Origin of the sequence: Xanthomonas sp. MUS 060, from assembly GCF_000963215.1 — a bacterium.
GTDB lineage: Bacteria > Pseudomonadota > Gammaproteobacteria > Xanthomonadales > Xanthomonadaceae > Xanthomonas_A.
The window spans coordinates 1-21,725 of the sequence record NZ_JZIM01000016.1 but is presented as its reverse complement, the minus strand read 5'-3'; the positions used below and the strand labels follow the sequence as shown (position 1 = coordinate 21,725).

At 63.0% G+C, this 21,725-nt stretch carries 18 protein-coding genes and 2 pseudogenes; 3 read left to right on the top strand and 17 right to left on the bottom strand.

Features of this window, described 5'->3' with window-relative positions; genetic code table 11:
- Positions 1–27 precede the first annotated feature (27 nt).
- The 4 genes from XANALMUS060_RS13325 to XANALMUS060_RS13310 all read right to left on the bottom strand — a co-directional run bounded on the left by XANALMUS060_RS13325 (position 28) and on the right by XANALMUS060_RS13310 (position 5,139).
- On the bottom strand, positions 28–792 hold the full coding sequence (locus XANALMUS060_RS13325; RefSeq protein ID WP_200894051.1) for a LytTR family DNA-binding domain-containing protein: 765 nt from the start codon (positions 790–792) through the stop codon (positions 28–30).
- A gap of 63 nt (positions 793–855) precedes the next feature.
- On the bottom strand, positions 856–1,521 hold the full coding sequence (locus XANALMUS060_RS13320; protein WP_045738838.1) for an alpha/beta hydrolase: 666 nt from the start codon (positions 1,519–1,521) through the stop codon (positions 856–858).
- A gap of 41 nt (positions 1,522–1,562) precedes the next feature.
- Complete coding sequence (mdoH, locus tag XANALMUS060_RS13315; RefSeq protein ID WP_045738881.1) at positions 1,563–3,494, bottom strand: glucans biosynthesis glucosyltransferase MdoH; 1,932 nt, start codon at positions 3,492–3,494, stop codon at positions 1,563–1,565.
- Positions 3,495–3,822: 328 nt separating this feature from the next.
- Entirely contained in the window at positions 3,823–5,139 is a 1,317-nt protein-coding gene (locus XANALMUS060_RS13310; protein WP_235430493.1) for an ATP-binding protein, read from the bottom strand.
- On the opposite strand from XANALMUS060_RS13310, the gene XANALMUS060_RS22125 reads away from it, so the two are divergent.
- A complete protein-coding gene (locus XANALMUS060_RS22125) occupies positions 5,023–5,613 on the top strand; it encodes a response regulator (RefSeq protein WP_235430491.1) in 591 nt (196 codons plus the stop codon). The genes XANALMUS060_RS13310 and XANALMUS060_RS22125 overlap by 117 nt on opposite strands.
- A gap of 505 nt (positions 5,614–6,118) precedes the next feature.
- Here the strand turns inward: XANALMUS060_RS22125 and cobA are convergent.
- Together cobA and XANALMUS060_RS13290 are read right to left on the bottom strand one after the other, a co-directional pair.
- A pseudogene (cobA, locus tag XANALMUS060_RS17565) lies at positions 6,119–6,849 on the bottom strand (uroporphyrinogen-III C-methyltransferase).
- A gap of 280 nt (positions 6,850–7,129) precedes the next feature.
- Positions 7,130–7,396 carry a hypothetical protein gene (locus XANALMUS060_RS13290; protein WP_200894050.1) on the bottom strand — a complete coding sequence of 89 codons (267 nt, stop codon included), beginning with the start codon at positions 7,394–7,396 and terminating at the stop codon, positions 7,130–7,132.
- Here XANALMUS060_RS13290 and XANALMUS060_RS13285 point away from each other — a divergent pair.
- Positions 7,353–7,709, top strand: a pseudogene (locus XANALMUS060_RS13285) (SAM-dependent methyltransferase); the annotation flags it as partial. The gene XANALMUS060_RS13290 and the pseudogene XANALMUS060_RS13285 sit on opposite strands and share 44 nt — an antisense overlap.
- 441 nt (positions 7,710–8,150) lie before the next feature.
- Here XANALMUS060_RS13285 and XANALMUS060_RS13280 read toward each other — a convergent pair.
- From XANALMUS060_RS13280 to XANALMUS060_RS13255, 5 genes are all read right to left on the bottom strand, one after another.
- Positions 8,151–8,903, bottom strand: a complete 753-nt coding sequence (locus tag XANALMUS060_RS13280) for a hypothetical protein (protein ID WP_045738834.1) — start codon at positions 8,901–8,903, stop codon at positions 8,151–8,153.
- A gap of 186 nt (positions 8,904–9,089) precedes the next feature.
- A complete protein-coding gene (locus XANALMUS060_RS13275) occupies positions 9,090–10,427 on the bottom strand; it encodes a sigma-54 dependent transcriptional regulator (RefSeq protein WP_045738833.1) in 1,338 nt (445 codons plus the stop codon).
- A complete protein-coding gene (locus tag XANALMUS060_RS13270) occupies positions 10,412–11,848 on the bottom strand; it encodes a HAMP domain-containing sensor histidine kinase (RefSeq protein ID WP_045738832.1) in 1,437 nt (478 codons plus the stop codon). Before XANALMUS060_RS13270 ends, XANALMUS060_RS13275 begins: the two co-directional genes overlap by 16 nt.
- A 372-nt stretch (positions 11,849–12,220) precedes the next feature.
- A complete protein-coding gene (locus XANALMUS060_RS13260; RefSeq protein WP_045738830.1) occupies positions 12,221–13,345 on the bottom strand; it encodes an acyl-CoA desaturase in 1,125 nt (374 codons plus the stop codon).
- Positions 13,346–13,356: 11 nt separating this feature from the next.
- Positions 13,357–14,433 carry a ferredoxin reductase gene (locus XANALMUS060_RS13255; RefSeq protein ID WP_045738829.1) on the bottom strand — a complete coding sequence of 359 codons (1,077 nt, stop codon included), beginning with the start codon at positions 14,431–14,433 and terminating at the stop codon, positions 13,357–13,359.
- A gap of 94 nt (positions 14,434–14,527) precedes the next feature.
- Between XANALMUS060_RS13255 and fabR the strand changes: the two genes are divergently transcribed.
- Complete coding sequence (gene fabR, locus XANALMUS060_RS13250) at positions 14,528–15,172, top strand: HTH-type transcriptional repressor FabR (RefSeq protein ID WP_045728405.1); 645 nt, start codon at positions 14,528–14,530, stop codon at positions 15,170–15,172.
- A gap of 704 nt (positions 15,173–15,876) precedes the next feature.
- On the opposite strand, the gene XANALMUS060_RS13245 is transcribed toward fabR, so the two are convergent.
- From XANALMUS060_RS13245 to XANALMUS060_RS13220, 6 genes are all read right to left on the bottom strand, one after another.
- Positions 15,877–16,200: a hypothetical protein gene (locus tag XANALMUS060_RS13245; protein ID WP_045738828.1), complete on the bottom strand. Its 324-nt coding sequence runs from the start codon at positions 16,198–16,200 to the stop codon at positions 15,877–15,879.
- Positions 16,201–16,370: 170 nt separating this feature from the next.
- A complete protein-coding gene (locus tag XANALMUS060_RS13240; protein WP_082065125.1) occupies positions 16,371–17,075 on the bottom strand; it encodes a response regulator transcription factor in 705 nt (234 codons plus the stop codon).
- An 83-nt stretch (positions 17,076–17,158) separates the two neighbouring features.
- Positions 17,159–18,244: a DUF6624 domain-containing protein gene (locus XANALMUS060_RS13235; RefSeq protein WP_045738827.1), complete on the bottom strand. Its 1,086-nt coding sequence runs from the start codon at positions 18,242–18,244 to the stop codon at positions 17,159–17,161.
- A 7-nt stretch (positions 18,245–18,251) separates the two neighbouring features.
- On the bottom strand, positions 18,252–19,397 hold the full coding sequence (locus XANALMUS060_RS13230) for a hypothetical protein (RefSeq protein ID WP_045738826.1): 1,146 nt from the start codon (positions 19,395–19,397) through the stop codon (positions 18,252–18,254).
- A 67-nt stretch (positions 19,398–19,464) separates the two neighbouring features.
- Positions 19,465–19,653, bottom strand: coding sequence for a hypothetical protein (locus tag XANALMUS060_RS13225; protein WP_045738825.1), 189 nt, complete (start codon positions 19,651–19,653; stop codon positions 19,465–19,467).
- A gap of 69 nt (positions 19,654–19,722) precedes the next feature.
- Positions 19,723–21,725, bottom strand: a 2,003-nt coding sequence (locus XANALMUS060_RS13220; protein WP_045738824.1) for a peptidase domain-containing ABC transporter, incomplete at its 5' end; no start/stop codon positions are given.

The window sequence follows — 21,725 nt, the reverse complement described above, 5'->3', positions numbered from 1 at the left end:
CGCTGCCGCAATGGGAATGCAGCACCTTCAGCGCGGACGGATCCCCTGCCGCAACTGCGCCAAGCAACGACGGCTCACTTCCAACGGCTGCTTGCCATGGCGCAACACCGCCTGCACCTGGCCATCGCCGAGGCGACGCAGTTCAACCAGTTCCTGGCGCGCGACCAGACAGTTGCGATGGATGCGAACGAAGCGCTCGGCGAACTCCTCCTCCAGCGAGCGCAGCGATTCCTCGATCAAATCTTCGCCCGCCGCATGGTGGACCACCACGTACTTTTCCTCGGCCTGCAGATAGTGGATGGTATCGAGCGGAATCAGGCGCAGACTACCGCGCAAACGTGCGCACAACTGGGTACGGCGTTGCATCGGCACAGCGGCGCTGTCGGCACGCCCGGCCACGAACATGCGCGCACGCTGCAATGCCGCCGCCAGACGCTCGGCACGCACCGGCTTCATCAGATAGTCGATCGCCGCCGCTTCGAACGCGGACAAGGCATGCGCGTCGTAAGCCGTGCAAAACACCACCGCCGGCCGGGGCTCGAACGCAGCAAAGTAGCGGGCGGCCTCCAGGCCATCGAGACCGGGCATCGCAATATCCAGCAACACCAGATCCGGACGCCACTGATCGCAGGCATCCAAGGCCTCCAGGCCACTGCTGGCCTCGGCCACCACCTCGACACCGAGATGCTCGGCCAACAGGACACGCAGACGCTCGCGGGCCAGGGGTTCGTCGTCGGCGATCAGCACTTTCACATGCGTCTCCTCGGTCGGCTGGCGTGCGCTCTGGAGCATAGTAGCGGGCACCCTTGCCACCTGCCATCGGGGCACGCAATCCCGCCAGCAGCAAACCCGGACTCAGACGGCAGCGAAACGCGCCGCCATCCAATCGCCAAGATCGGCGATTTCCTCGGCACACACCTGATGCGCCATCGGATAACGCTGCCATTGCACCGGCATGCCTAGCGCCTGCAGCGCCTGCGCGGTCTGCTCGGCATAGACCTGCGGGATCACCGGATCGCTCTGACCATGGGCCATGAACAGCGGCTGCGACAGCGCCGCCGGAGCATGCCAGCGGGCCACCTCGGCCAATTCAGGCAAATACGTCGACAGACCAATCAGACCTGCCAACGGCTGTTCCCGGCGCAACCCAGCCGCCAGGGTGATGGCGCCCCCCTGGGAAAAACCGGCCAATAGTAGGCGCTCAGCTGGAACACCACGCGCATGCTCGCGCGCAATCAGCTCCTCGACCTGGGCGACCGAGGCAGCGACCCCGCTGCTGTCGGCGCGGTGAGCAAAGTCCATGCTGACGATGTCGTACCAGGCACGCATACGCACGCCGTTGTTGATGGTCACCGCGCGCAGCGGCGCGTGCGGGAACACGAAGCGCAACGGCGGCCAGCCCGGCCGGACCAGTTGCGGCACCAATGGCGCGAAATCGTGACCATCCGCCCCCAGCCCATGCAGCCAAAGAACGCTCCAGCGCGGCGCAGCGCCGGTTTCGTGCTCCACGGTTTCCAGCATGTCAGACCCCTATCGTGATGCCCGGCATTATGCCCGGTGCCTCACGCTTCGGCGCGCCGAGCGGCGGCCTCGCGGCGTAACTCCGCCGCGCGCAACAACACCGCCGGCGGCTGCGATTCCTCTGGGATAGCGAGAATGCGCAGCTTGCGCAACCAAAGGCCCACCGCGCGCGAGGAACTGATCGCCACCACCGGCACGGCCAACGCCATTCCGATCACGACTGGCGCCATCCACGCAGCCAGCGATGGCGAGACCGCATAGGCCATGCCACCCATCAACAAGCCAAACACACTCAACCCGCCATAGCTGCGCAACAGCGCCCGCCACGACAGACGACCGTCGTCGCGCTGCTGCGCATCCCAGCCCGAATCCTTGCCGGCCAGCACCTCGGCAACACCGCGCGACTGCACGTACATCACCACCGGCGCCATCAACGCAGCCAACAGCGTCTCCAGCAACATGCTCAACAGCGCGCGCAATGCACCGCCGCAAGCGCGTCGTTTCTCAGGCGTGAACACCATCGCCAGATAACCCAGCATCTTGGGCGCCAACAGCACGAACATGGTCACCGCGAACACCCAGAACATCCGGCTGGAGTCCTGCTGGTGCCAGTAGCGCGCAGGCGAAAACGGCGCCAACACCGAGGCGACCAGATCAATGCCGCCGTTCTGTAGCGGGATGGCGATGCCGATCAACATCAACATGCCCCACATCGGCGCGGTGAAGTAATGGCCGATACCCACCAGCATGTGCATCCGACTGACCCAGTGCAGGCCGCGCGCAGTCACTACCTTGGAATGCTGCAAATTGCCCTGGCACCAGCGACGGTCGCGCACCAGCAAATCGGTCAGCGTCGGCGGGCCTTCTTCGTAGCTGCCCTGCAGATACGGCACCATGTGCATTGCCCAACCGCCACGACGCATCAACGCGGCCTCGACGAAATCGTGGCTGAGCACATGACCGCAGAACGGCTTGCGTCCTGGCAGCGCCGGCAGGCCAGCATGCGCGGCGAAGGCCTCGGTACGAATCATCGCGTTGTGGCCCCAATAATTGCTTTCCGCACCGTGCCACCAGGCCACGCCGAAGGCGATCACCGGGCCGTAAACGCGGCCACCGAACTGCTGCATGCGAGCAAACAGGGTATTGCCATTGACCACTTCCGGCAGCGTCTGGATCAGGCCGACATCCGGATTGGCTTCCATCGCCGCTGCCAGGCGCACGATGCTGTCGCCAGTCATCAAACTATCCGCGTCCAGGATCAACATCTGCGGATAGGCGCCACCGAAGCGGCGGACCCAATCGGCGATATTGCCGGCCTTGCGCCCGGTGTTGCTGGCACGACGACGGTAGAACAACCGGCCATGGCCGCCGACACGCGCCACCAGGTCGGCATAGACCACTTCTTCCTCTGCGCCGATGGCCGGACGCGTGGTATCGCTGAGGATGAAGAAATCGAAGCGATCGAGCTGACCAGTGGCCTGCACCGACTCGTAGATCGCCTGCAAGCCGGCCATCAGCCGATGCGGATCTTCGTTGTAAGTGGGCATCAACAAGGCGGTGCGGCAGTGCACGCTGGGCAGCGGCGCATCCGGATCGATGCCCAGCTTGCGGCCATGGCCGAACACCAGGGTGAAGAATCCGGCCAGCGCACTGACAAAGGACAGCGTGATCCAGGCGAACATCGGGACGAACAACACCATCAGACAGCCTTCGAGCACGCTGACTCCGCCGATCAGCAAGACCTTGCCGATCAGCATGCTGGCATAGGCGGTCATCGCTGCGGTGGTGCCGAAGACATACAAACGCCGCCAACCGATACCGACTGGCGTACTGGGCAGACGCTCATGACGCAATTCGCCCTCGCCCAGCGACTGCAGCGGCATCGCCAGCGGTGACTCCGGCGGCAACACCGCATGACCGGCATCCAGGGACACTACAGCGGGCATGGACATGGGTGGGGCGATGGTACTCATGCGATCCGCCGACCGCTTCGGACAGCGCCGCGCCAGCATTGGAGCTGTGCACGCACAGACATCGCGACGTTTAACGTCGCGGCCGCGCGAGCCTTGTTGTGTTCGCCACTCGATACCACGTTCGCTCCTGTGCGCAGGCACGCACCACTGCCACTGTAAAGCCTAGATAGTAAGCTTTCACGAAGGCTGTCACAGGCATGACGGCGGTCCCAGCGCCAGATCCGTTCAGGCATGCCAGCCTTCACCGCCGCCCAGGATCCGGAGCCCGCCCAGGTTCGGGCCAGAAACGGCGGCAACCACCACCGGCACGGGCGAACACCTGCGCGCGCTAGGAAACGATGGAATCGGCGCTATCGCCAAGCGGCCGTGGCACCAGCGGAAAGGCCAACGTGATCGTGGTGCCGCGACCCAATTCGGAATCGACATCGACGAATCCACCAGCCTGACGCACCAAACCATAGACCTGGGCCAACCCCAGCCCGGTCCCCTTCCCTTCCGGCTTGGTGGTGAAATACGCCTCGAACAGGCGCGACTTGGTCTCTTCCGACATCCCCTCGCCGTGATCACTCACCGTCAGGGTGACGTATGTGCCGGGTTGGCGCATCGCCGCCGCGCGCAAAGGCGGCACTTCCAGCGTACCGCAACGGATCCAGACCACGTCGCCCGGGCGGCAGGCATCGCGCGCGTTCAGGGCCAGATTCATCACCGCCTGTTCGACCGAATTGCGGTCGGCATAGGTCGTTGCGGGGCTGGCGGATGTCTCCAACTGCAGCCGCATCTCGCTTCCCAGTGCCTGCGCCAGCAGCGGCTGCATCTGCACGACCAGGTCGCACAGGTCCAACCACTCTGGTTTGACCGGGTGCGCCCGTGCGAAGCCGAGCAGGCGCCGGGTCATCCGCGCACCATGCTGTAGCGCATCGCCGGCGATGCTCAGCAACCTGAGCTGGTCCGGCTGCAGACGCTGCGGCTGATCGGCGACCATACTCACCGAGGTCATCGCGGTCTGCAGCATGTTGTTGAAGTCGTGAACGACGCCGGCGAGCATCTGTCCGACTGCCTCGCCCTTCTGCGCCTGAGCCATGGCACGCTCGGCGACGCGCTGCGCCGCCAGGGCGATATCCAGTTGCCCACGCAACTGCGAGTGCTGCACCTGCCAATGCCGACCAAGCGCCGCAGTCTCGGCCTGCACCATGGCCTCGGCCTCGGCATGCCTCTGCGCGCGCCCGAGCGTCAGATCGCCCAGGGTACGCAGTGCCTGCTCGATCTGGCGTTGCGGAGTGACATCGCGACTGATCACCAACACGCTTTCGACCAGTGCCGACGCATTGGCCAGCGGACTGACCATCACATGCCACCACCGTTGCCGCCCATCCTGGGAGGGACGCTGCGCCCAGAATTCGTTCTGCTCGTTGCGCAAGGCCGCAGCGAACGCGGCATCGGCGAACGGCTGCATATCCTCCGGCCACAGCTCCACCCAGGGGCGCCCGACGATGCTCTTGGGCTCGGACACCCCAAGCAAGGTCAGCCCATGCGTATTGATCGAACGCACAACGCCATCGCAACCGACTTCTTTGATGCAATCGTGCGAGAGTTCGACGATCTGCCGATAGCGGGCGTGAGTGGACAAGCTGCTTCTCGCAGTCATAATGAAGCCGAGAGTATCGGGATTGCCCCAGCATCACCAGCGCTTCACTGGAGAACCGCGAAGCTGCGTACTTCAGCATTCTGCGGTGACAGCATTATGCGCGCAACACGCGCCCTGGCCACCATTCTTTTGGTGGAAGACGATCAAACCATACGCGAGCTCGCCGCCGACATGCTCGCCGCCGATGGCTACCGCGTGCTGGCGGCAAGTACAGCGCACGAAGCCATGGAGAAGCTGGCGCGGCATCCGGACGTGGATCTGATCTTCAGCGATGTGCAGATGCCCCGTTGCGACGGCCTCGGCATGGTCCGCCAGCTGCGGCGCAAAGGGATCGCGCTCCCGGTCCTGCTGACCTCGGGCCTGCACACCCCAGAGGCAGACCATCTGCCAGCGCAGACCGACTTTCTGCCCAAACCATACCGCCGCAGCGAACTGCTCGCCGCACTGCATCGCTTGCAAAGTGGAAGCGCCTAGCGTCGGCGACCGACGCCAGCGCACCATCGAACCACACGCTGAATTTGCCCACAAAAATAAAAGCGTTCAATTCCAGTTCAATTCCAGTGGCAAACGCACCGCAACTCACATCATCTCGCCACTGCATACCAGCACCGCAGAAATAGCACCGCGTACAACAGTCATTGCGCAGTGTCGGCACATCATCCACGCACAGAAAAACTAAACGATTCATTGATGCGCATGTTTTGCTGCGCCTGCATGACAACGGTTTTGCGTTCTAACTCCACCTGCTTACCAGCTTAGACAAGGCGGCATTTCATGCACCGTTTATTGCATGAATCACCGTCTGATTGAACAGCGCAAAATTGCTTCGATACTCGCAAGCACGTCGCTTTTTCTTATTCGACGTCGCGCCCCCTCGAAGACGCGCTATTGCATCGCGCTGAGGCGGATGGCTCAAGATCGGCCGAAGCCGCACCCACGAGCGGTTCCCAATGACGCGCGCAGCGGCTGTATTGCCGACTCACACCATCGCACACATCGATTGCAGCGGCGCCTCCTGCACACGCGCCTCGGCGACCGCCTCACCGACCAGGCGCGCCCGGGACGAGCATCGCGACATCGGCCGCCAGACGCGCCAGCGTGGTCAGCAGTTGCACCTGCCGCGGCAGACTCAACGACTGCACCACTGCGGCCGGCGTATCGGCGGGCAGATGCCGCAATAGGCTGTCGGCCAGTGCCGCGACGCGGGCCATGCCCATCATGCCCATGTAGATCGCCAGCGTGGTACGGGTGGCGCACAGCGCGGCCCAGTCCGGCTCGCCATGGTCGCGGTGCGGTCACGAAGGTGATGCCATGGCAATGCGTGCGGTGGGTCAGCGACATGCCGAGTCCGGCCGCTGCGGCGATGCCGGCACTGACGCCATTGACGATACGCACCGGCACGCCAACTGCGCGCAAGAACGCGATCTCCTCGCCGGCACGCCCAAACAACAACGCCTCGCCCCCCTTGGCACGCACCACCGTCGCACACTGCAACGCGTAGCGACGCATCAATCGGCAGATGAACGCCTGCGGCATGGAACGACAACCGCCGCGCTTGCCGACGCGAATCACCCGTGCCTGCGGCGCGAATTGAACGATCTACGGATTGACCAGATCGTCGAGCAGCAACACCTGCGCACTGCGTAGCGCATTCACCGCCTGGAGCGTCAACAGTTCCAGATCGCCCGGACCAGCCCACAACACCACCACCTCGCCGTCGCCACGCGCGGCGGACACGCTGACATGCTTCATCGCCCACTCCCCATCGAAGGAACACACACCACCCCTGGATCCGCGCGCAGGCATCCACACCCACAAAAACGGCTGGCAACGACGCCAGCGGATTTGCGGCCAGCAGATCGACACACCCTCGCCGATACCAAGATCGATCGTGACAAACGACGCCGAAAACCCAATGGCATCCCGGCACGCTTCTCGGCACCAACTCGCACGCAGCGTGCGCTGAGATTGGCCAGGCGCGCAGGCGCACTCATGCGACCACCACATCGGCGCACAGCCGCTGCACCTGCGGCATGCACGACCCGCAGACGCTGCCACACCCCTGACGTGCACGGACCTGCGCCGGCGTCGCGCCACGCGCGGCCTCGGCACAGATCGCCGAGGCGCGCACCTGCACGCACTGGCACACCAGCGGATCACGCACCCCGCCAGCGACCTGAGCAAACACCGCCAAACGCGGCCCATCCCAGACAGCGGACGCAGTACCGCCACAAGGCAGCGCCTGGTTGGTCGGCACCGGCACCGGTGACCCAGGCGCGCTGACGCTGAAAGCACTGCGCGCACTCAACCAGGCCGATCTGCTGCTGTGCGGTGCCGACGTCAGCGCCGCGGTGCTGAGCCTGGCGCGTCGCGACGCCACCCGCCAGCCACTGCCTGACGATCCAGCCGCACACCTGGCGCTGCTGTGCGAACAGGCCCGCGCGGGACAGCGCGTGGTCAGTCTGTTGCCCGGCGATGCATTCCGACACCCACCATACGCCACGCTGGCCGCCAAGCTCGCTGGCGCCGGCATTGCCTGCGATGTGATCCCCGGCGTCGCGTTGTATTGAGGCAAGCGCATCGCGCGTGCGCTGTCCGTACAGATGCGTGCGAAGCAGCGGAGCGCACGGACAAAACGTGCGCTTGACCTTGACCATCCGCCTCTGCGCACGATTGATCGTCAACGCAGCTCGGCTCAAGAATCCAAACCCGCTCCAGGCAAGTAACCGCGGCACCGATGACGATGCGCATGCCGTCAGGGTCGGGCCATCGCCCATCACCACGATTGTGGCGAGGCATGCGCGTCGATGCCATCGTCCACCAGCAGGCCATCGACATCGGCCTTGTGATCGAAGGGAATGCGAAGAGCGTGCCGCAGGTTGCGGGTCATACATCGGGATCGACCCAATGTATTGCATGCTCCAAGCATGCTCAAAAAATAAAACGCAGGCGTCAGGCAAGCGAACGTGCCCGCCGCATGCGGCGGGCACGATGTCGCAAGAGGCAACCGATCAACGCGAAGCCGGCGGCGGCACGACCGGAACGCCAGGTTGTCCCGGCACAGCCGGCGGCGGCGGCGGGGCCGGCGGCGCAAACACCGCTTGTTGCGAGGCACGGTCACGACCCACTTGAGTCGCTTCCACCGCACGCCCCACATTGGTGATCACACCAAAGCCGCTCACGCTCAGGCGTGCGCCTGGACGCAACAACTCGCTGTATTGCAGCGCGGCCGGGGGCGGCATCCGCACCACCGTGCCGTCGCTGAGCAACGCACCAGCGGTTTCGCCACGCGGCCCGTAGATCAACCGTTCGATACGGCCATCGGTCTGCAGCGGGGTGAGCGACGGCGGCGACGGCGGGGCGGGCGGCGGCGTCATCGGGTTCGGCGGGCGGTCCACCACCTGCTTGCCACTGCGGCGCGCGGTGATCGTGCTGGCCTGCAATACCGGCAGGCTGCCCAGGCGATAGCCCTGCACCGACACCGCATCACCACGGCGCACCGCCGCTTGCAGATCGCCCGATAGATGTGGCGGGAAGTTGACCTGGGTACCGTCCACCAACCACATCCCATCGACATCGCCATTCGGGTTGATCATGAAACGTTCGACGGTGCCGTCCACCTGCACCGGCGCGGCAGCCACTGGCGCGTCGGTTCCCAGCGGTGCGGGCGGGACAGGCGGCGGAGCGGGCTGCGCATACACCTGTGCGCCGGCAGTGGTGGCAACAAAGACCAAGGACAGAGCGAGTGCGTGACGACGGATCATGAGACGTTCTCCAAAGCGGCAAGGAGGGCCGCTTGCATTAGAGATAAAGCAGGCACCGTGCCAACCTTTAAATCATTGATATATAAAGAAATAGAAGGGAACCCTTAGCATCGCGACGTCCTCATTGCATCCACATCCGTCCGTTTTTCGGACACCTTCCCGCCCGGCGCCGCCCGCGACGGACACTCACTGCAAACCGTATTCGTCGAGCTTGCGGTACAGCAATTGGCGATGAATACCGAGTCGACGCGCTGCCTCGGCGCGATTACCATGGGTGTGGGCCAACGCCGCCTGGATCATGCGTCGCTCCAGTTGCGCAATCGCCTGCGGCAGGGTCATCGCATCGGTGTCGACAGCCGTCGCATCGCTCGGCTCGGCCAGTAGCTCGTCGAGATCGTGCGCTTCGATCACCGGCGCCCGCACCAGCACCTGGCAACGCTGCATGGCGTTACGCAATTCGCGCACATTGCCCGGCCAGGGATAGGCGCGCAGTCGTGTCTGCGCCGTGGGCGATAACGTCTGCGCGCTGCTCGCGCCGGTCTGTAGAAAGTGTTGCGCCAACAGCAGGATGTCGTCGCCGCGCTCGCGTAGCGGCGGCAGTTCGATCGGCACGACGTTGAGCCGGTAGCGCAGATCGCGACGGAAGCTCCCCGCCTCCACCGCCTGGGCCAGATCGCGGTGCGTTGCGGCGATCACCCGCACGTCCACTTTTTGCGCGCCGCGCCCGCCCAGTGGCGACACTTCACCTTCCTGTAGGAAGCGCAGCAGTTTGGCCTGCATCGGCAATGGCATGTCGCCGATTTCGTCGAGGAACAACGTGCCACCGTCGGCATCGCGAATCAGGCCACTGCGATCGGCAACCGCGCCGGAGAACGCCCCCTTGCGGTAACCGAACAACTCGCTCTCCATCAGCTCGGTGGGAATGGCCGCGCAATTGACCGCAACGAAGGGCTGCCCGGCGCGAGCGCTGGCACGGTGCAAGGCGCGCGCGGCCAGTTCCTTGCCGGTGCCGGTTTCGCCGCAGATCAACACCGGCAGATCGGAAGCGGCAGCCAGACCGATACGCTTGTGCACGGTGCGCATCGCCGCACTGTGTCCAAGCAGTGCATCGTCGTCCTCGACCGGTGCCGTCGACGTTGACGCCGGCGCCTGTTCGGCACGATTGAGCAGCGCGCGTTCAACCACCGCGGCGATATCGGCACGGCCCACCGGCTTGACCAGATGATCGAACGCGCCAAGTTTCATCGCTTCGATGGTATTGCTGCTGGAAGCATGGGCGGTGAGCATCACCAACGGCACGCGCGCGGCCTGCACATCGTCCTGGCGCGCGCGCATCAGTGCGATGCCATCCATCCCTGGCATGCGGAAATCCACGAAGGCCAGGTCGATGTCACCCTCGCCCAATCGCGCCAGTCCAGCGTGCGGATCGGCCAGCGCGATCACCTCGTGGCCGAACGAGCGCAATGTGGCCTGCAACGTCGCGAGGAACGCCTGGTCGTCGTCGATGATCAGGATGCGCGCCATGGCAGCTCCAAAGTGAACGTGGTGATGCCATCGTGGTGCGCGTAACGCACCTCGCCGCCATGTGCGCGGGCGATTTCACGCACCAATGCCAGACCCAGCCCATTGCCATCGCTGCGGCCGCTGGCAAATGGCTCGAACAAGTGCGCGGCGACCGGCGCCACGACCGGTTCGCCACGGTTGCACACGCTCAGCCGCAGCAGATCCGCGTCGGCGTGCGCGGCCAGGGTCACTTCAGTCCCTGCCGCGGCGTGTTGCAGCGCGTTGCGCAACAGGTTGTGCAAGGCGCGGGCGCTCTGCTGCGGATCCAGCCGCCACTGCGCCGGCGCCGCGCCAAGACGTAGCACGATCGGCGGCACCTGCCCGCCCCATTCGGCCGGGTCCAGCAACGCCTGCAGCCACGGCCGCAAGTCCACCGTTTGCTGTTGCAGGCGGATCGGCTGGACCATGCCGAGCAGGCTTTCGACCACTCCATCCAGGCGCTGGATCTGCGTCAGCATCAATTGCGCTTGCGCATCGTCGAACCCATCTCCACCCGCTGCGATCTGATTCTCCAACGCCAGGCGCAGGGTGGCGATCGGGTTGCGGATCTCGTGCGCCACGGTCGCGGTCATGCGTCCGAGCGCGACCAGCCGTTCGTGTCGCGACAGTTCCTCGCCGAGCCTGCGCGTCTGCGCCAACGCCTGCGCACTGCGCTGGGCGTAATCGGTGACCGCGGCACCGAGTCGATCCAGCTCCGGTGCGCCGGTCGCGGGAATGGCGGGTATTTCCGCTGGCGTCGCCAGCGCCTGCTGGATGCGCTGCAAGCGCTGGCTCCAGCGCCGCACTACCCATCCCAGCGCCAGTGCCGACCCCACCACCAAGACCAGAATCAGCGCCATGCCCAGCGCCAGCGGCAGACTGGCCGCAGCATCACTGGAAGCGACTCGGGTCATGGTCCAGGCGGCGGCATGGCGATCCAGTGGACACGCCGCGATCAGCAAGGTCTCGCGCTGCCCGTCGCGCCGGTAGCTCACCGCCTGGCGCGCCTCGACGCCGCGCTGCGCCGTGGCGACGATCATCGCGCGTTCGGCCGCGGGCACGTCGGTTTTGTGTTCGCTGCCATCGTAGGTCGGGTAGGCATAAGCCAGGAAGCCGCGCTGGCGATCCCAGATACCGCCTTCCACGCCAGCGGCATCGGCCAGAACCAATTGCGTCACCACCGCCGCCAGGCCGGTGCCATCGCTGCCATGCGCGGCGACACTGGCGCCGTTGTAGCGCTGCACCATGTGTGCACACACCTCCTGCAACTGCGCTTGCGCACGCTGCGCACGCACGCCCTCGCTGTGCCGATACAGCCCGACCAGCACCACCGCCATGCCGACACAGGCGGCGACGATGACGATCCAGATCAGCAGGAGTTGGCGCAGCAGCGAACGGGGCATGGCTGACCTTTGCACGAAACGAAACGACGAAGCCGATCGTACCCGCGGGGCGAAGCCACGGCCATGCGCGGGACGCAGCGCACCGTGTTACGCGTCGTTCTCAATGCTCGGACCAACCTGCTTCGGCGACACGCGCACGCATCTGTGCGATACGCGCAGGCAGTACATGCAGCGTCGTTGCGACGGGACAACCGCCATGAGGTCGAGGTTGATCGGTTACGTTACGGTGCGGCGTTTTTCGCCGCGATCAGCGCCGCATTTGCGGTCACGATCTGACGGCAGCCATGAGAATGCGCTGAGCATACGCACAACCTCACGACCGCTGCGTCACTGACGAGGCCCGGCGCGTTGTTGCAGCGCCGTGCCGTTTACTCAACCGGCTTGTTGTACCGCCGCCCGCAAGGCACGCGTCGGCCGCGGTCGACTGGGGAAGGCATGGCGCACGATCCGCCACATCACCTGGCCGAACTGACGCGGCAGCGACCCGGTGTTGTAGTGCTGACCGTAACGCGCGCAGATCTTGCGCACCTCCAGCGCCAGCCCCGCATAGCGGTTGGCCGGCACATCGGGATAGAAATGATGTTCGATCTGATGGCTCAGATTGCCCGAGAGCAGATTCAGCAGCTTGCCGCCGGCCAGATTGGACGAGCCGCGCAACTGGCGCAGATACCAGTGACCGCGCGACTCGTTCTTGATCGATTCCTTGGGGAACGTCTCGACTTCTGCGGTGAAGTGGCCGCAGAAAATAATCACGAACGTCCAGATGCTGCGCAACACGTTGGCAACCAGGTTGCCCAGCAACACCGGCAGGAAGAACGGACCAGCCAGCACCGGAAACACCACATAGTCCTTGATGATCTGCCGGCCCATCTTGCGCCCGACCGGAGCGAACGCACGGCGCAACTGGCCAGGCTTCATCTTGCCGGCGAACCAGCGGCCCAGGCGCAGATCCTGGATCGCCACGCCCCATTCGAATAACACCGCGAACACCACCGCGATGAACGGCTGCGCCAGGTAGAACGGACGCCAGCGTTGCTCGGGGAAGATGCGCAACAGGCCATAGCCGATGTCGTCGTCCATGCCGCGCACGTTGGTATAGGTGTGGTGCTTGAAGTTGTGCGTCTTGCGCCAGTTATCGCCAGTGGCGACGATGTCCCATTCGTAGGTATTGCCATTCAACTGCGCATCGCCCATCCAGTCGTACTGGCCGTGCATGACGTTGTGGCCCAACTCCATGTTCTCCAGGATCTTGGACAACGTGAGCAGCAACACGCCCGCGATCCACGCCGGCAGCAACACGCTATGCACGAACGCGCCGAGGAACAACAACGCGCGCCCCGCCAGACCGGTGTAGCGCACCGCCGCGACGATACGACGGATATAGCGCGCATCGCGTGCGCCCAAGTCGGCGAGTGTGCGCGTGCGCAGCGCGTCCAGTTCATCGCCAAAGGCTTGCAATTCGGCCGGAGTCAGTGCGCGGTTACGGGGAGCCGCCATGGGAAAATCCTTCAAAGGTCCAGGGTCAGGTCACTACTGGCGCTGTTGATACACAGCTTCAGCGAACCGGGTTCGGTGGTGTGGGCGCCGCTGAGCATGTCGCGGGTCGCACCGGACTGCTTGCCGCAGGCGCAGCTATTACAGATGCCCATGCGGCACCCATGCTTGGGCCGCAGGCCCTCGGCTTCCAGCGCGGTGAGCAGCGATTGTCCGCGCGGCAATTGCAGCACACGGCCGCTGCGCGCCAGAGTCACCGCGACCGTGCCCTGCTCGATGTCGTCCAGCGCCGGCGGCGGGCTGAACGCCTCGGCCTGGAAGCGCGCGACATGCGGCTGCAGACGCGCACGCGCAGCCTGCACGAAACCGCCCGGGCCGCAGGCCAGCACCTGCGCCTGCTCCAGGCCGCGCAGATGCTCCAGCGGCAACGCGTCCACACGCGGCGCGGGAAAATCGCCCTCGCCGGTGATCGCCAATTGCAGATGGAAGCGCGGATGCGCTGCAGCCAGCGCCTGCAGTTCGTCGCGGAAGCACACTTGCTCGTGGCGGCGCGCCCAATAGATCAGATCGACATCGGCAGGCATCCCTTCCGCTGCCAACTGCCGCAGCAACGCACGCATCGGCGTGATGCCGCTGCCAGCGGCCAGCAACAACCAGCGACCGCGCGAGGCCGCCGGCAGCACCATCTCGCCGAACGCCTGGCCCAGCTCGAACACTTCGCCGATCCGCGCCGTATTGGCCAGATATTGGCTGACCCGGCCACCGTCGACCACCTTGACCGTGATCGCCAGACGCCCATCCGGCAATAGCGTGGGACTGTAACTGCGCAACAAACGACGGCCTTCGATCTCCACGCCCAGTTCCACATGCTGACCGGCGCGCAACCCGCGCCAGTGGCGATTGGGCTGCAAGACCAGGGTCACCGCATCGCTGCTGGCGGCCTCGCGCTGCAGCAACCGCGCACGCGGGCGTTGCCAGGTCCACAGCGGATGCAGGCGCGTGGACCAGAAATCGAAAACATCCGGCCGCACCCAAGCATGCAGCGCACGCATGGAGGGACGGAGCTTGGCGGGACGGCGGGCGGCATTCATGGCACCCACTATACAGACATAGATACGAATGTCTATACAGTTGTATATTCAGCAAAAGCGCTATGATCCGTCATTGCCTGCTCCGGCCCAGTCCATGACGTCGATCCACCTGCCCCAGCCCGAGGACGCGCTTCCCGCGCGCAAGGGTGCGATCTCGCGTGAAGACCTGCTGGCGGCGGCGCTGAAGCTGATCGGACCGCACCGCAGCGTCTCAACGCTGAGCCTGCGCGAGGTCACCCGCGAGGCCGGCATCGCGCCGAACAGCTTCTACCGCCAATTCCGCGACATGGACGAACTCGCGGTGGCGCTGATCGACCTGGCCGGCAGCTCGCTGCGCACTATCATCGGCCAGGCCCGGCAGCGCGCCGCCGGCAACCGCCGCAGCATCATCCTCAGCTCCGTGGAGACGTTCATGGAGCAGTTACGTGCAGACGACAAGTTACTGCACGTCCTCTTGCGCGAGGGTACGGTCGGCTCGGACGCCTTCAAGCGGGCGGTGGACCGTGAGTTGAATTATTTCGAAGACGAACTCCGCGTGGACTTGATCCGCTTGGCTGCGCAGGAGGGCGCACCGCTGCACGAGCCGGCGCTGGTGTCCAAAGCGATCACCCGGCTGGTCTTCGCGATGGGCGCGACAGCGATGGATTTGCCACCGGAAAAAGATCCGCAACTGATCCGCCAGATCACCGCGATGCTGCGCATGATCATCCTCGGCTCGCGAGCATTGGCGATTGGCTGAGGGGTGTTGGTGTTGGGTGCCAGGCTATAAAGCGATTAGGCAGGCACTAGCTCAACCACCTAGGATTGCGCTTACCACGGCGAACCACTCAGCTAGCATGAAGAGAGAGCACATCTAACTCATCAGCTCCAACGACAATGGCCCGGCTCAATGGCATGAATAACAATGGCGGCAAGGTCACAGCAGCACTGGGCCGCACCTTCCAGCCAGTCAACCAGGCCGCGAAGATATTCGCAGCGGTAGCACCGGCGGTGTGATGAGTGGACGCGTATTGGCACCGGTTATTCGCCGATGACAGCGACGTCCTCAATCAGCTGAAAAGTCGCCACCACTTCCGCTCTGGTGGTGCAGTCGCCACCCCAGCTTCAACCTGTTCTCTGAAAGCATTGGCATGGATTCGAACCCATGAGCAATGCTGGGGCGAGGTCATCGCGCGCCGTCGTCCCGACCATCGAAACCAAAGCCAACTACTAGGGGTAGCAAGCAGGTGAGCGGCGGGACTGTGCATGCCGGCAGCGCCCATAACAAGCCTCACCTGCCCTTACACGCGTGATCCACGGGCTCTCAGCGGCCATGGGAGGGGTTCTACCCATTCCCCAGTCGCTGGGGCGTTACGCGTGTACGGGCCTGCCATTGCGACTCCAGGGACGTGGCAAAAGGCAAACACGGTGGGGAAGCAGGGGGGGCAAGTTGCCAGCACTCGGTCAGGGAAAAAATTGTTTGAGCGATGCGACAGAAATATCGTATTCAGTGTCGCTGTCCAAAGATGATTTTCCAATCACCTGGTCCAAGATGACCCGAGCGCGCGCGCACAATTCGGCACGGTCAAGATTTTCCATTTCGAATATCTTGGCAGCGATTGCGTGGCTTAGGTTGTTGGCTCCGCTGCCGCCATAACCCCATCCATAGCCACCAACGTAATCGAATAAGTCGCGGCGTGTAGGCACAAGCTCGGCTGGCCCAGTGGTGGCGTGGCGATATAGCGCCACCCTAGCCCCCTCAACGATTCTCAGCAGAATGTAGCTCATTGACACCTCTTCGCCATGTGCAGATGGTCGGGGAACCCAGATTGTGAGCCAGGGCGCATGGCTTGTGAAGTGGGGTGCGTAGCAGACGGAAATTGTCGCTTATGAAAGACCACGCACGTGTGTCCTAGTCTAATGTTCGTGGACACCTCGATAGTGGATGATCACAGCCATCACGTTTCCAGTTCGAAATGCAAGCCGTTCGCGTAGAGGTACGGGAGGAGGTCACTGCCATCTCGCAACCCGAGCTTGGCCAATCCACTGTACTTGTGTGTCGTCACCGTGCTGTAGCTGCGCCCGGTGCGCTCTCCAATCTCCGCAGCCTTCTCGCCACGGCTGAACGCGAGCAGGATCGACTTTTCTGCGTCCGTCAACGACGTCCAAGGGTGCGCCTTGATGCTGTCCAGATCGATGCGGCCGTCCAGATAGCGACAGCCCGCGCCAACAACCTCGATGGCCTGCGCGAGTTCTGTCGTGGCACTCGTCTTTGCCACATACCCCAAAGCGCCGACTTGAAATACCGCATTCGCGAGAAATGCGCTTTCCTCAGCGGTGTAGACGAGCACCTGTGCTGTCGGATCTGCCTCCATTACCGCCTGTACCAGACGCGCCCGCTTGAGATTGCCAGGCATCACCAGGTCAAGCACAACAAGCCGGTTCTCATCGCCGGGACGATTCGCGCAGGCATCCAGCAGTGCCGCGCTCTCATGGAAGGTGGCGCAGTGCGAGTCCGGCACGGCAAAGACCGTGGAAAGCAGTTGCAACGCCGCGAATGTCGTCGACGGATGATCGTCGGCGATGAAATACTTCCTGGGCCTCGCATCCGCTTGGCCCGTTCGCTTGTGGCCCGCAGGCCAACCATTGGTCGCCCAGTTCATCACTGCGTGTTCCATCGCTCAACCAACATTTCCATCCGCGCCGTGCTGCGGCAGCTTTTTTTCTGCGCACGGCACGCCCCATTTCAATTACTTTGTATGAATCGCATGTATGAATCGAACGGCTCCATCTCCATGACCTCTCGCCTCTGATCCAGCGATGCCTTGTCCTGAATCGGATACGGTTCGACCTTTCCGCCGTCCTCGCTGAACTGGGAGCCGTAGATCTGATCCTTCCCTTGGTACATGCGCAGCCGATCGATCATCAGCGCGTAGTCATGGCGTACCATCTCGCCACGGAGCATCAGCGGACGTGCTTTTACGAGTGCGTCCCGGATCAAATCGGGGCTGTGGGAGTGCTGCACAAGGATGAAGAACTCCATAACCCCCTTGCGACCCACCATCTGCGCGTTAGGGAAGCCATGTTCCTTGAGCACCTGTGTCACAAACACCGCGTTCTTGGCATCGTCAGCATCAGTGGCCTTCGCTTCCACCGAGTCTGCGCCTGTTCCCGCCTGATCCCACACCTCTCTCAAGTGCTGGTCTCTCGCGTACCGCTCATCCAAAGACCGCCTCAGATCGGCATGCGTGATGGGTGGCGGTCGCTGGCACAAGGCGGTCGCACCGATCACCTGGTCGTAGGGTATTCCGACAGCGATCAGATCGTTGGCAGCACGAAGATCTAGCGCAATCGGAGCCAGTCCCAGATTATCGCGCTCCTGGTTCACAGCCATCGCGTTCAAACCCTGCGGCAATTTGAGCACTCCGTCCTTGAGCTCAGGGAGCGCACCATACGTCTGTTTTTTGCCGCGCGAAAGCGACACGCGGTCGACCAGCGCGGCGTAACCCCGTGGATCGACGTCATCCCCTACACGCTCGTACAGCGCGTCCATGAGCATTCGCTGTAACTTCCTGTCGCCACGCAAAGCGAGGACGATGGGGCCGAGGGCATTGACCCCTTCGCATCCGACTTGGCCTTCGGTCGGTACTCCACCATCCAGCACCTTTGCCACTTCGCGCAGCTCTTCTGGCTTGAGAGGCCCACTGCTCGCCTTGGCTTGGAAGGCCAGAAGTTTGTCCCGCACATCAGGCTGAGAGATCCCTGTAGCGTGCGCGGACGCCACCAATACGCCCACAAACAAACAGATCCAAACCATTATCAGTCTACGCATCGCGGCTTCACCCTAGGTGCTTGTCAAGATGTTTCGTATCGACTGTTCCGAACGCGGCAAGCTGCCGCGCCAGCTGCTTGTACCGGCTGGAGTCGCAGATAAGCTGCAACACCAAACTGTTGAAGTCAATGGCTCCGGGCTGCGGTTGGCCTGGCACCAGACCGATGACAAATTCGCAAAATCCAGCCAACGCCCTCATCTCAGGTAGGTAGTCTTCAATCCAGAGAAATTGCCCTTGCTGATTCACTTCGACAAAAACGAAATCGCCTGCGCGATCCACGATGAAGTCAAAACACCCCATGTTCAGTGACATCCCATCCAAAAGAGCGACACATTTATCATGGATTGCTGCGGGTAGCTTGGTTGGACTCAAAACACCATGCAAGTTGTCGATGGCGCGCCAGTCGATAGCGCCGGCATCTGTCGATTGAGAGTCGATGCGAACCGAATACTCCCGCCCCCCAAAGAAGGTAGAGCGCACCTCGTACTCCTTTCCAACGTCGTGCGACTGGTAGATGGCCGGGACAGCGCGAACGACGTCCATGTCGATCAGATCTCCCACGACGATCTCCGATGTGTAGTTCTCCAGCACACGGTCTTTCTCGAACCATGTCATGGACCCGAAGGTCTTGAAGACAGTCCCCTGGCCACTTGCCTTGCAAGCCTCGATGAACTGCACGATCTCATCGGGATCATTGCTGATCAACGTAGGAGGAATCTTGAAGCCCAAGCCATAGGCGTGCTGCAGTTGCTGAATTTTGCTTTCGCCATTCAAGCGAGAGGCCGGCGAATGAATCCATCGGGCCGAGGCCGACAATGGTGACCAGAAAAATCCAAAAAACGCAGCGTTGTCCACAGCGGCGAACTTTCGGTCATCGGCATGCATCCATTCTGGCAGCGCGATGTTGCCGATGCGACGCAGCCAAACCACATCGAAGTCCGATGGCCCATAGTTCCTACCGCACACACTCCACCTGATCTCGCGCTCTCCAAGCTCAATGCTGGCCACTCTCTCGCCGGCCAGTTTGGGTTCGCTCCAAATGACACAGTTGTGCCCACACATCTCCATCGCCGCCGCAACAGCCAGCGCATGAGAGTCATCTGCGTAGGAGATGATGAGGAGGTTGATGCCGCTTTCTTTGCTCATATCCATGTGCCAGTGCTGGGACAGGGAGGGTCCAGCGAACTGGACCCTCCGACAATCATGCTTTAGCGACGCATCAGTAATCGCAGCGCGTTTGGCCCGTGCCACCGCCACCGGTACCCGTGCTGACCTTGCTGCGGTTCTTCTTCGGGCAGTTGCCATCATCGTCGTCGTCGCCACCGGAGACCTGTGAGATCTCCTGGTTGCTCAGTTCGCGCGCATGCACGTAACCCATCACCCGCTTGTTGTTGTCGTCATTCTGCATTTTTCTGCTCCTTATGAAAAAACACATGTTGGCAGCGAAGGCCGCGCTGCCGTCGGCATCCAGGATGGTTCACCCTGAAATCTCTGTGGGTCGGTGACGTACCGCATCCAGCTTCAATCCGCCTTCGCCCAGGCGGTCGCTGATGACGCAGCCCCCACGCAGGACCACCACTCGATCCGCGCTGGCGATTGTGTCGGGCCTGTGCGCGATGATGATTTTGGTGATGTCCAAACGCGCGATCTCGCTGTTGATGCGGCGTTCGCAGTCCATGTCCAGATGACTGGTGGCCTCGTCCAGAACGAGAATCTGCGGCTTCTTGTAGAGCGCTCTCGCGAGCAGGATTCTCTGCTTCTGACCGCCGGACAGCGACGACCCCATGTCGCCCACGAACGACTCGTAGCCCATCGGCATGGCTTCGATTTCCCCGTCAATCTGGGCCAGGCGGGCTGCGGCAACGATGTCGTCGAGGTGCGCTGCTTCCTCGAAGAAAGAGATGTTGTCGGCTATCGACCCCGCGAAGAGCGCGTCGTCCTGCATCACGGTGCCGATCAAACTGCGGTACGCATTCAATCCGTGGTGGCGAATGTCCACGCCATTGATCTCAACCCGTCCGCTGGTCGGCTCCAGTAGCCCGAGCATTACCTTTGCCAGGGTGCTTTTACCGCAGCCGCTGGCACCGACGATGCACAAGGAAGCCCCGGCCTCGACTTCCAGATCTACCTCGTTCAGTACCAGAGGCTCACCCTCGGCATAGCGGAAACAGACACCCCGGATCGACAGGTTCGGCCGGACGATCCTTTCTCCACTCCGCGCTGTAGCCGTGCTCCGCTCCGGCAACGCCTGGGCAATGTCCGCGATCCGCTCACCATGGAGGCGTAGCATCCTCAGTTCGACCAGCTTGTCGACCAAGCCGCCCATCTTCGCGGAAAACTGGTCGGCGTAAGCGACGAACGCTACCACCATTCCCGCACTGAATCGCCCTTGCATCGTTAGATATGCACCGAGCGCGATCAGCGATGCACGCAGTAGGCCGAAAAGGCATTGGTTCAGCACACCGAACGACAGTGCAATGCGCTGAACCACCACGTCGCGGCTCACCATTTCTAGGGTGGCATTTGCGAGACGCGCGCTGCGGTCGGCCTGCTTGTTAGCAAGCTTGATGGCCTGTACCCCACGGACAGACTCCATCAGTACGCTCTGCTGCTTCGCCCCATACACCAGTTGCTCCTCGGTCGTGCGCCAGAGGGTTCGGTACATCGCACAGCGAAGCAGCACGTAAACGGCGAACACTCCCAACACGCAGCCGGTGAGCGGCAAGCTGTAAACGCACAGAATCACCAGCGCGAGTATTCCCATCGCACCGTCCAGCAAGGCTTCGACAAAACTACCCGTGAGTGTGGCCTGGATGGAGTGGATCGATGAGAACCGGGAGACGACGTCCCCCATGTGGCGCTTCTCGAAATATTCCAGTGGCAACTTCATGAGGTGACTGAAGAGGTTGCTGGTCCACTGCGCGCTCAAGGATGCACCGAGCCAGCTCAGCAGCCATGCCCGCGCTAGCGTCAGACCGGCTTGGATCGCGATAACCAGCATGAAACCCAGCGTCATCACCAGAAGCAGATTGTGATCGGAACCCACGAGCACTTGGTCCAGCACCCATTGCATCTGGAATGGAAGGGTGAGGGCCAGCACCTCGATGCCCATGGCGAGACCCAAGACCTGAGCGAGCGAGCGCTTCCAGCCCGAGACGCGACCTGTAAGACTTCTTAGCGGCACGGGTTTCTTGCGCTTCGTGGTCTCAAAGTCCTCGCCTGGGATCAGCTCCAGCAGGATGCCGGTGAAGTATTTCCCGGCCTCCTCCATTCCCATACGCAACTTGCCGCGCGCTGGGTCATGGATCTCCACACCCTTGGACGTCACCCTGCTCAGCACAACGAAGTGATTGAGATTCCAATGCAGGATGCACGGAGTGACAGCATCACGCAGATACTGCATGTCCGCACGCAGCGCCCGCGTCGCCAAGCCCAGCGAATGGGCGATATGAATCACGCGGGACAGCGTCGCGCCCTTGA